This window comes from Luteimonas sp. 9C (assembly GCF_902506295.1).
In the GTDB taxonomy this organism is placed as follows: Bacteria; Pseudomonadota; Gammaproteobacteria; order Xanthomonadales; family Xanthomonadaceae; genus Luteimonas.
Window position 1 is genome coordinate 1,899,480 of record NZ_LR733312.1, and the last position, 8,876, is coordinate 1,908,355.

At 70.5% G+C, this 8,876-nt stretch carries 9 protein-coding genes; 3 read left to right on the top strand and 6 right to left on the bottom strand.

Translation table 11 applies throughout. From position 1 onward, the window contains the following. Positions 1-18 precede the first annotated feature (18 nt). The 3 genes from CURTO8I2_RS08645 to CURTO8I2_RS08655 form a co-directional block, all read right to left on the bottom strand. Positions 19-591 carry a hypothetical protein gene (locus CURTO8I2_RS08645; RefSeq protein ID WP_159680398.1) on the bottom strand — a complete coding sequence of 191 codons (573 nt, stop codon included), beginning with the start codon at positions 589-591 and terminating at the stop codon, positions 19-21. Between the two features lie 85 nt (positions 592-676). Continuing rightward, entirely contained in the window at positions 677-1,324 is a 648-nt protein-coding gene (locus tag CURTO8I2_RS08650; protein ID WP_159680400.1) for an NAD(P)H-binding protein, read from the bottom strand. Then, positions 1,314-1,637 carry a DUF6122 family protein gene (locus CURTO8I2_RS08655; RefSeq protein WP_159680402.1) on the bottom strand — a complete coding sequence of 108 codons (324 nt, stop codon included), beginning with the start codon at positions 1,635-1,637 and terminating at the stop codon, positions 1,314-1,316. Before CURTO8I2_RS08655 ends, CURTO8I2_RS08650 begins: the two co-directional genes overlap by 11 nt. A 186-nt stretch (positions 1,638-1,823) precedes the next feature. On the opposite strand from CURTO8I2_RS08655, the gene CURTO8I2_RS08660 reads away from it, so the two are divergent. After that, on the top strand, positions 1,824-3,437 hold the full coding sequence (locus tag CURTO8I2_RS08660; RefSeq protein ID WP_159680404.1) for a diguanylate cyclase: 1,614 nt from the start codon (positions 1,824-1,826) through the stop codon (positions 3,435-3,437). 275 nt (positions 3,438-3,712) lie between these two features. Beyond that, positions 3,713-4,423: a response regulator transcription factor gene (locus CURTO8I2_RS08665; protein ID WP_159680406.1), complete on the top strand. Its 711-nt coding sequence runs from the start codon at positions 3,713-3,715 to the stop codon at positions 4,421-4,423. A gap of 96 nt (positions 4,424-4,519) precedes the next feature. On the opposite strand, the gene CURTO8I2_RS08670 is transcribed toward CURTO8I2_RS08665, so the two are convergent. Next, complete coding sequence (locus CURTO8I2_RS08670; protein ID WP_159680407.1) at positions 4,520-5,002, bottom strand: hypothetical protein; 483 nt, start codon at positions 5,000-5,002, stop codon at positions 4,520-4,522. A gap of 68 nt (positions 5,003-5,070) precedes the next feature. On the opposite strand from CURTO8I2_RS08670, the gene CURTO8I2_RS08675 reads away from it, so the two are divergent. Then, the gene (locus CURTO8I2_RS08675) at positions 5,071-6,237 is read left to right on the top strand and encodes a PQQ-dependent sugar dehydrogenase (RefSeq protein ID WP_201295493.1); all 1,167 of its coding nucleotides are present in this window, start codon (positions 5,071-5,073) and stop codon (positions 6,235-6,237) included. A gap of 28 nt (positions 6,238-6,265) precedes the next feature. Here the strand turns inward: CURTO8I2_RS08675 and CURTO8I2_RS08680 are convergent, their stop codons facing one another. Further along, positions 6,266-7,591: a glycoside hydrolase family 2 TIM barrel-domain containing protein gene (locus CURTO8I2_RS08680; protein WP_159680408.1), complete on the bottom strand. Its 1,326-nt coding sequence runs from the start codon at positions 7,589-7,591 to the stop codon at positions 6,266-6,268. Between the two features lie 104 nt (positions 7,592-7,695). Further along, positions 7,696-8,871, bottom strand: coding sequence for a GAF domain-containing sensor histidine kinase (locus CURTO8I2_RS08685; RefSeq protein ID WP_159680409.1), 1,176 nt, complete (start codon positions 8,869-8,871; stop codon positions 7,696-7,698). Positions 8,872-8,876: the final 5 nt, after the last annotated feature.

Here is an 8,876-nt window from a genome sequence, read left to right on the forward strand (position 1 = left end):
CCCGGGACGCGTACCGCGTCAACGCCAGGGCTGGCGCCCCTCGGTCCACGATTCGCTGCGGACGCGCGGGCCGGGCATGGGGCCGTAGAGATCCTGGTAGCCCGGACCGAAACCGTCGAAGTAACGGCCCGCGCCATAGCCGCCGTAGCCGCCGTAAGCACCGAATCCGGGGCCATGGCCGTAGGCGCCGGGACCGTCGAACTGCGCGACCCGCAGGTTGAGCTGCATCGTGTTGAGGTTGCCGGCGTCGCTCACGGTTTCCTTGCACAGGCTGATGTCGGCGGCGTTGAAGTGACTGTTGCCGCCACGCGAGGAATAGCCGATGCCGGTGGTGACGCTGCCGGTCACGGTGCGCTCGCTGCCGTCGGGTGCGGTGGGACAGCCGCCGCGACGCACCAGATCGTCGCCATGGCGCGCCCGGTATTCGGGGGTATCGGTCCGGGGGCCGGTGTAGGTCTCGCCACCGAACGCCGCCTCGCCGGTGAACATGGGCTGGGACGGCAGATTCAGGTCGACGCGATCGTCCTCCGCCGCGTGCGCCATCAGCGGCGCGGCGAGGAGAGATATCCACAACACGGGGGTGATTCGCATGACGGGCCTGCTCCGGATTCGTGGGCGAGCGCGTGGCCCGGAGTTCGACGCTAGCACCGCGCGCTTGAATCGGTGCTGGCTGCGCTCAGGCCAACGCGCCGGCATCGACGGTCCTGCACCCCGGCGCGGCGGCCAGTGCGTGGTCGACGAGGGCGTCGGCGACATGCGGCGCGGGACTGATGCGCCAGCGTCTCGGCAGGACCGGACCGAGCACGCCCAGTACCCGCGCGGCGGTGCGCTCCGCCGGCCGGACTTCATCGCGGTCTCCGCCGATCAGACCGGGACGCACGAGCGTCAGCGACGGCCAGCCCTGCGCCTGCAGCGCGACTTCCAGTTCGCCCTTGACCCGGCTGTAGAACACCCGCGAACGCGCGTCGGCGCCCATCGCCGAGGTCAGCGCGAATGCGCGCGCACCCTGCCGGCGCGCGTGTGCGCCGACGGCCAGCGGATAGTCGTGATCGACGCGGCGGAATGTCTCGCGCGAGCCGGCCGCGCGTATCGTCGTGCCGAGCGCACAGATCACCGCATCCACGCGCCACAGCGCGGCGTCGTCGGGCAACGCTTCGAAATCGACGACCGGCGCGGACAGGCGCGCGTGCCGGTGCGGCAGCGGACGTCGCACCGGCGCGATGACGCGCGCGATGCGCGGATCCGCCAGCAGCCTATCGAGCGCATGGCCGCCGACGAGACCGGTCGCACCGACCAGCAGCACGGTCGCGCCGTCAGCCGACATGCCGCATCCACACGCAGTCGATCGCATCCAGGGCGATGTGCACCAGCAGGCCGAGGCCGAAAAGACGCGTCCGTCTGGGGACCGTCAGACCGGCGTAGACCGCGATCGCCGGCACGGTATGCAAGGGATGGAAGCCGGTGCTGCAGCGACCTGGTGCATAGATGGGGTCGGCCAGCAGGTGATCGATGTCGATGATCCAGCCGAGCATCAGCAGCGCCCATGCACGGCCGAAGCGTTCGCGCCAGAACAGCCAGGCCAGCAGCGCGGGCACGGCGGCGTGCAGCAGCAGATGGAGGATGGCGCGTGCACTCATGCGCGACGGTCCGCCTGACGAGAGGCGTACAGCTTAGGCGCTCGCGTCATGCGGGTCAGCCTACACGTGACGCCTGCTCATGAAACGCACGGCACGGCCGTTACAATTGACGGAACTCCCATTCCGGGAGGCAGGGTGTCTTCGGCGCGGACGATGATGCGAAGGCGGGGTTGGCAGGCGATGGCGATGTCCATCGCGGGGGCGCTACTGGCGTGTGTGCTGTCTGCCTGCGGGCAGGCAGGCGTGCCCGTGCCCGTCGTCACCGGCACGCCGGCGCTGGTCTCCGACGACCAGCACGAATGCAGGCATGCCCACCGCCCGGATCGTCAGCGGCTGCAACTGCCCGCGCCGCAGGGTGGCTGGTCGGGGCATCCGCAGGCGGTCGTCGTGCTCAACGCGCTGGCCGGAGAAGTCGACATCCGCCACGGCCAGCGTGACCGCTGCGGCACGCTGGCCGACGCGCGCACGCTCGATTCGCGATTCCGCGCCGGCGTGGGCACGGTGCTGGTGCCCGAGCGCGGCGACACCGCGCCGATCCGGATCGAATACGACGCCAATCCGCTGCCCCTGTGGCGCCCCATCGTGCAGCTCGGCGAGCCCACGCCAGTGCAGCGCGCCGACATCGGACGCTTCGCCATCCGGGTGGGGTCGCTCGCCGTCGTACTGACGCTGATGATGTCCGCGCTGCTGAGCTTCGTCGCGACGCGGGAACGTGCATTTCTCACCTACGCCGCGACCGTCGGTGTCCTTGCGATCTGGCTGGCGCTGCTGTCGGGCATGTGGGCATGGCCGCGCCCGTGGCTGCCGATCGCCGGCTTCGCGGTCGAAGCCATGGTCGGTCTGGCGGTGATGCTGGTCGGCGCGACCACGCTGGCGCTGGTGCGCCAGTCGTGGCTGCGACGTCGTACGCCGCAGGTCGAGCGCGCCGTGCGCTGGGGTGCGAGCGCGCTGGTCATCGCCGGGCTGAGCGCGCCCCTGCTGCCGCCGATCGCGCTTGCCGCGATGTCGGTGGCGACCGAACTCGGGTTCTACCTGCTGGCGCTGGGCTTCGCGGGCGTCGCGGTGACTGCGATCGTGCAGCGGCGCGAAGGCGGCGCCTCGCTGCTGGCGGGCGTGTTGCCGTTCCTGGCCGTCGGCGCCCTGGAGGCCCTGGCACCGAATGCGCTGGCGTTGTGGAAGGTGGAGGCCTTCATGCTGTCGGGCGGCTGGCTCGCGCTGACCTGCAGCATGGTGCTGACCCTGCGCCTGGGCCTGCTGCGGCGGCAGCGCGACGAGATGACCCGGTTGGCGCAGACCGATCCGCTGACCGGGCTGTCGAACCGGCGCGCGGCACTGGAACACCTCGAGCACTGCATGGCCGCTGCGCATGCGAGTGGCGCACCCTTGACCGTCGCGTTCCTCGATCTCGACCACTTCAAGCGCATCAACGATCTGCATGGCCACGAGTGCGGCGACCGGGTGCTGCGCCATGTCGCCCATGCGTTGCGTGGAGCATTCCGCAGCGCGGATCACGTCGCGCGCATGGGGGGCGAGGAATTCCTGGTGATCCTGCCGGGCGCAGACCCCGAACATGCGCGCCTGCGGGTCGATGCCCTCCGCGCCGTGCTGTCCAACACCGGCGTGCTGCTGGACAAGCCGGGCCTGACGGTCACCCTGAGTACCGGCATCGGTGCGCTGCGCGCCGACGATGCCGGGGTGGACGGGCTGCTGCAACGGGCCGACGCCGCGATGTATGCCGCGAAGCGTGCCGGTCGTGACCGGACCGCCTTCGCGGACGCCCTGCCCGAGTTCGCCGACTGATCGGACGCGTCTGGCATTGCGGGGCTGCGCTGGCCGGCAGGCCGCTCCGGGGGTCGATCGGGAACCCAGGATCACGAGCCGACTGACGCGCCGCGTGGGCGGCTGGCGTCATCACGCCGCACTGCGCAATGCGATCGGCAGACTTTGCAAATAATGTCGCTCAACGTCCTCGAACAGCCGCTTATATGTTCGGAAACGCACATGGGTTTTCACCGTGTTTCCACCGCCTTGATGCGAACTTCGCGAACCTTAATCCTGCAGATCGGAGTTGCTCCATGGCGCACCACAGTCCCGGCGGTCTCATCCTGCTCGTCGAGGACAACCGCAATATTTCCGAGCCCGTCGGTGAGTTTCTCGAAAGCCGCGGTTTCGAGGTCGACTATGCCGCAGACGGCCTCGACGCGGTCAACCTCGCGACCGAAATCGCGTTCGACGTCATCGTGCTGGACCTGATGCTGCCGCGACTCGGCGGACTCGAAGTGTGCCGTCGCCTGCGCACCGAGCACCGCAGCACGACGCCGATCCTGATGCTGACCGCGCGCGATTCGCTGGAAGAGAAGATCGAGGGGCTGGAAGCCGGCGCCGACGATTATCTGACCAAGCCGTTCGACATCAAGGAACTCGAGGCGCGGGTGCGCGCGCTGATCCGTCGCGACCGTCGCGAAATCGGTGCCAGCGTGCTGCAGATCGCCGATCTCGTACTCGACCCGGCTTCGCTGCGCGTGCAGCGCGGTGGCCGCGAGCTCAACCTCGCGCCGATCGCGCTGAAGATCCTCACCATCCTGATGCGCGAGGCGCCGCGCGTGGTCAGCCGCCGCGAGATCGAACAGGAAATCTGGGGCCTGACCCTGCCCGATTCGGACACGCTGCGCAGCCATCTCTACAACCTGCGCAAGGCCGTCGATCGCGACCAGGACGTGCAGCTGCTGCATACCATCACCGGCGCGGGCTATCGCGTCGCGGACCTGGACAAGGCCGTCGCCTGACCGCCCACGCGTGACGCTCCCACGCCGGAGCGTCACGCGGCGCGCGCTGTGCCGCGCCCGCACGGCACCCCGTCCCATACCGGATTCCTCCCGCCGTCACGCCCGGTGACGACGGCGCCCCGTGCGCGTCCAGATCGCGAACGCGGCGCCGGCCAGCAGGCTTCCGCTCGCCATGGCCAGCAGTCCGCCCGTGCCGCGCGTCGCGTCGATCAACACCGGCATCGGCGCGACCGCATCCACCGCGCGGATCGCGGCGACCAGACCCACCGCGGCAGCGAGTGCATACACCGGCACACGCGCGTTGGGCCAGACGCGGACCAGCAGCGCTGCGGCCAGAAACGCCGGCAGCCACGCCGCGAGCACGATGCCGGCATAGGCCGGGCCGAATCCGACGAGATCCTGCAGCGTGGTCAACGCGCGTACGCGCAGCGGCATGTCGACCTCCAGCGCCGCCAGTGCCTGCAGATTGAACTGGGTCTGCGCCACGCTGCCCCAGACCGTCGCGAGCGCCAACGCGCCCAGGAACGCGGCGATGCGTCGGCCCCAGCCGATGGCGCGGGGCGTGCGGGCGATCGTCATCGGCGGCGGGCTTGCAGCATCATGCGCGTCGATGATGCCGCAGTCGCGGCGCCGGATGTGGAGTGTGCATGTCGATCGCAGCCCCTTGCCCCGCCTTGCCGCAGGTAACGCGCACGCCGACCGCGCGCATCGGCATCGCGTGCGTCGCCCTGCTGTCGATGCTGCTCGCCGGTGCCGCACCGGCCGCCACCCGCGACTATCGCGTGGAGACCGTCGCCGGTGGACTCGACCACCCGTGGTCACTCGCCTTCCTGCCCGACGGCCGGATGCTGGTCACCGAACGTGCGGGCCGCCTGCGCGTGCTGGAGCGCGGCCGCGATGGCGCCGTCGCGTTGCGCACCGCACCGGTCGACGGCGTTCCGCAGGTGCTGGCGATGGGACAGGCCGGTCTGTTCGACGTGCTGGTCGATCCGGACTTCGCGCGCTCGGGCCTGGTCTACCTGTCGTTCGCGTACGGCACCGCGGAGGCGAACCACCTGCGCATCGTGCGCGCCCGCTTCGACGGTGCACGCCTGCACGACGTCGCGCCGGTGTTCACCTCGCAACCGGCCAAACGCGCCGGCCAGCATTTCGGCGGACGCATGGCGCTGCTCGCCGACGGCACGCTGGTGACCGCGGTCGGCGACGGCAATCTCGACCGCACCGATGCGCAGCGCCTGCACACGCATCTGGGCAAGACCATCCGCGTGCACACCGACGGCCGCGTGCCGCGCGACAACCCCTTCGTCGGTCGCACCGGCGCGCTGCCCGAGATCTATTCCACTGGCCACCGCAATCCGCAGGCGATGGTGCGCGTGGGGACCGTGCTATACGCCAACGAACACGGCGCGAAGGGTGGCGACGAACTCAACGCGATCACCTCCGGCGCGAACTACGGCTGGCCGATCACGACCGACGGCATCGACTACACCGGCGCCCGCGTATCGCCCTATCGCACCTGGCCCGGCATCACCGCGCCGCTGACGCACTGGACACCATCGATCGCACCGTCGGGCATGGCCTGGTACGACGGTGCATTGTTTCCGGCCTGGCGCGGCAGCCTGTTCGTCTCGGCGCTGGCCGAACGCAGCGTGCGTCGCGTGCCGATGACCGGCGGCCGGGCAGGCCCGCAGGACATCCTGTTCACCGAGCTGGGCGAGCGCATCCGCGACGTGCGCAGCGGGCCCGACGGCGCGCTGTACCTGTTGACCGACAGCGCGAACGGGCGCGTGCTGCGTATCGCCCCCGCCGACTGACCGGTCGCGCGCCCGCCGGCGCGACCGGTCATTCCGTCGCGGGTGGCCCGACGTGGAACGGCATGTTCGCGTAGGCCGCATGGTCCTGCCCGTCGCGGACCTCGACGAACAACCGGTACGCGCCCGGCCGGGTGGGCGCCGAGAACCGCAGTGCGCCGTCCGCATGCCCGGCCAGTCGCAGCGACACCTCGGGCGGCAGGGTTTCCGGATCGCCGCCGATCGACGTCGCCCGGCTTTCCTCGCGCACGGTCCAGCGATACGTGAGCGGATCGCCCTCGGGATCGGTCGCGACCACGTGCGCGCGGTGCTCGGCATCGGGCGCGAGCACCACGCTGTCGGTGGCGATGCGGTCGTCGATGCGCAGCGGCGAGATCTCCGGCGCACGGTTCGCCGGCCAGTGCCCGGTCCACATGCGCTGCATCGCATCGACGCCGGGCGTGGATTCGCCGCTCGACAGGAACAGGCCGTACCAGGTCGGCGTGCGCTCCTGCTTCTGGCCCCACAGGAACACGAACGATCCGAGCCCCTGTGCGGCATCGGCCTCGATGATGCGCGTGTAGCGATCGGCCAGCAGCGTCGCCTTGCGCGACGCATCGTCCTCGATGGGCGCGCCCCACGCAGTCAGCGGGCTCTCCCAGTGCCCGGTCGGGCCCCATTCGGTGACGATGTAGGGCCCGTTCCAGCGCGCGGCCTCGAGCTTGCGCGGCAGCTCGACGATGTCGCCGTAGAGCTGCACGCCGATCAGATCCAGCGACGGTGCACGCGTGCGCAGCAGATCCGCGAGCGCGGGATCGAATCCGGCCAGCGGCGTCATCACCGGATGGTGCGGGTCTTCGGCGTGGATCGCCTGCGTGATCGACTCGACCGCGTCCCAGACCCGCGGATCGCGGCCTTCCAGATTCAGTTCGTTGCCGACGACCCACATCAGCACTGCGGGGTGCGCCTTGTGTGCGCGCACCTGGGCGAGCAGGCGCGCCTGCTGCGCCGCGACCGCTGCGGCGTCGCCGTAGTCGAATCCGTGCCGTTCCTTGCCGACATGCAGGCCCATCGCGACCATCAGCCCATTGCGCTGTGCGCGATCGAGCATCGCCCGGACCTGCGCCGGATCCTCGGCCGTGTGCCAGGTCCGGAACGCATTCGCCCCGCGCGCCGCCAGCGCTTCCTGGTCGCCGTCCTGCAACCCGGCGCCGCGGATGCGGAACGGGGTGCCGTCGACCTGCAACTGGTGGCCGTCCGCCGTGGCGACGACGCGAACGCGCGCGGGGCCATCGGCAGCGGCCAGCGTCGGAGCCCCGACACACAACGCCAGCAGCGCGGCCGCGCGCCAGGCGATCCGGACAAGGGGATGCTTCATCGAGGGTGCCTGCAGCGATGTCGGAACATCGCCCCACTCTAGCGGCAGCGACGCGGCCGCGTGGACGCAGCGCATCACGCGGACATGCGCGCCGTCCGGGCGGCTCACGGCGTCGGCAACGAGACCGTGATGCGGGTCCCCGCGCCCAGCGTCGAATGCACATCGATGCGCGCACCGAGTACGTCGGCGGCCTGGCGGACGATCCACAGGCCGATGCCGAGCCCTTCGGACGACGCGTCCGCCTGGCGGAAGGCCGTGAAGTAGTCCTCGACGCGTGCGGTGTCCATGCCGATGCCCGTGTCGGCCACGACGATCTCGATGGCGTCCTCGACCGCATGGCAGCCGACCGTGACGCGCCCGCCGTCGGGGGTGTACTTGATCGCGTTCGACAGGAGATTGCCGATCAGCGTTTCCAGCAGGCCCGCGTTGGTGCTGGCCGTGCAGGCCGAGGGATCGACCACCAGGTCGATGTGCTTGCGACGCGCGGCACGGGTCCAGACCCGACCCACTTCGTCGAGCACCGGCGCCAGTTCGGTCGGTCGCAGTTCCGGCGCCGCGGCGCCGCCCTTGCCGGTGGCACCGGCGATCATGTCGCCGAACTTCTGGTTGATGTAGGCCAGATCCTGCTCCGCGCTTTCCAGCCGCGCGTCGCGATCCGCGCCATCGGCCGCGCGCGCCTTGCTCAGCGCGTAGAGCGCCGCACGCAGCGGGCCCTTGAGGTCGTGACCGGCGGTGGCGAGCACGCGCGCACGATGCTGGTTCAGGGCCTGCGCCTCGACCAGCATGCGGCGCAGTTCGAGCTGCGCCATCACCTGTCGCGCGAGCGCCCGCAGCGTGTCGATCTGCTGCGGCGTGAGTTCGCGCGGCACGGTGTCGAGCACGCACACCGTGCCCAGCGGCAGCCCGTCGGGCGTCTTCAGCAGCGCGCCGGCGTAGAAACGCAGCCCCGGATCGCCCGTCACCAGCGGATTGCCGGCGAAGCGCGGATCGGTCGTCGTGTTCTGCACTTCGAGAAAATCGTGTTCGAGGATCGCGTGCGCGCAGATCGAGGTTTCCAGCGGCGTCTCGCGCACGCCCAGCCCGACTTCGGACTTGAACCACTGGCGGTCGGCATCGATCAGGTTGACCACCGAGATCGGCGTGCCGCAGATGGCGGCGGCGATCCGGGTGATGTCGTCGAACACGGCCTCGGCGGGCGTATCGAGGATCCCGTAGCTGCGCAGCGCGGACAACCGCCTCGATTCGGCGTGGGCGGGCAACTTATCGGCGGCCTGATGCATGGGAG